Genomic DNA, 1,444 nt, shown 5'->3' on the forward strand with positions numbered 1-1,444 from the left:
CTTTCATTGCCGCTGGCGTGGGCAGACCTTTTTGGCGGCACATACTGGCCACCGCAGCCAGCTTTGTCTTGCACAAGCGGCCGTTATCACCTTTTAAATACTCAGCAGTGAAGAATGCTTTCAGCGCCGCTGGCGTAGGCAGACCTTTTTGGCAGCGCATACTGGCCACCGCAGCCAGCTTTGTCTTGCACAAGCGGCGGGTCGCACCTTTTAAATACTCAGCAGTGAAGAATGCTTTCAGCGCCGCTGGTGTGGGCAGACCTTTTTGGCAGCACATACTGGCCACCGCAGCCAGCTTTGTCTTGCACAAGCGGCCGTTATCATCTTTTAAATACTCAGCAGTGAAGAATGCTTTCAGCGCCGCTGGCGTAGGCAGACCTTTTCGGCAGCGCATACTGGCCACCGCAGCCAGCTTTGTCAGGCACAAGCGACCGTTATCACCTTTTAAATATTCAGCAGTGAAGAATGCTTTCAGCGCCGCTGGTGTGGGCAGACCTTTTTGGCGGCACATACTGGCCACCGCAGCCAGCTTTGTCTTGCATAAGCGGCCGTTTTCATCTTTTAAATACTCAGCAGTGAAGAATGTGTTCAGCGCCGCTGGCGTGGGCAGACCTTTTCGGTGGCACATACTGGCCACCGCCTTCAGCTTTATCAGGCACAAGCGGCCGTTTTCATCTTTTAAATGCTCATCTTTGAAGAATGCCTCCAGCGCCTCTGCCGTGGGCAGACCTTTTAGACGGCACATACTGGCCACCGCAGCCAACTTTGTCTTGCACAAGCGGCCGTTTTCATCTTTTAAATGCTCATCTTTGAAGAATGTGTTCAGCGCCGCTGCCGTAGGCAGACCTTTTTGGCAACACATACTGGCCACCGCATTCAGCCTTGTCAGGCACAAGTTACGTCCATCTTTCAGATGATTATCGTTGAAGAATGCCTCCAGTGCCGTTGGTGTGGGCAGACCTTTTCGGCAGCACATACTGGACACCGCAGCCAGCTTTGTCTTGCACAAGCGGCCGTTATCACCTTTTAAATACTCAGCAGTGAAGAATGCTTTCAGCGCCGCTGGCGTGGGCAGACCTTTTCGACGGCACATACTGGCCACCGCCTTCAGCCTTGCCAGGCACAAGTTACGTCCATCTATCAGATGATTATCGTTGAAGAATGCTTTCATTGCCTCTGCCGTGGGCAGACCTTTTAGGCCGCACATACTGGCCACCGCCTTCAGCTTTGTCAGGCACAAGCGGCCGTTTTCATCTTTTAAATGCTCATCTTTGAAGAACATTTCCATTGCCGCTGGCGTGGGCAGACCTTTTTGGTGGCACATCGACATAACGTACGATAATTGAGGATGTTTAGCTATACACTCAATATCACTGTCGGATAGGTTTGCAAAGGCTGTTATTGCGCCATTATTATATTTAAATAGACCTTCAAACGCCGTCAG

The 1,444-nt window shown here is 51.6% G+C and carries 1 protein-coding gene; it reads right to left on the bottom strand.

Going from position 1 to position 1,444, the window contains the following annotated elements; genetic code table 11:
• On the bottom strand, positions 1-1,444 hold a 1,444-nt coding region (locus JQC92_RS22245), incomplete at both ends, for a hypothetical protein (protein WP_205001710.1).

Origin of the sequence: Parashewanella hymeniacidonis (assembly GCF_016900895.1) — a bacterium.
Lineage (GTDB): Bacteria > Pseudomonadota > Gammaproteobacteria > Enterobacterales > Shewanellaceae > Parashewanella > Parashewanella hymeniacidonis.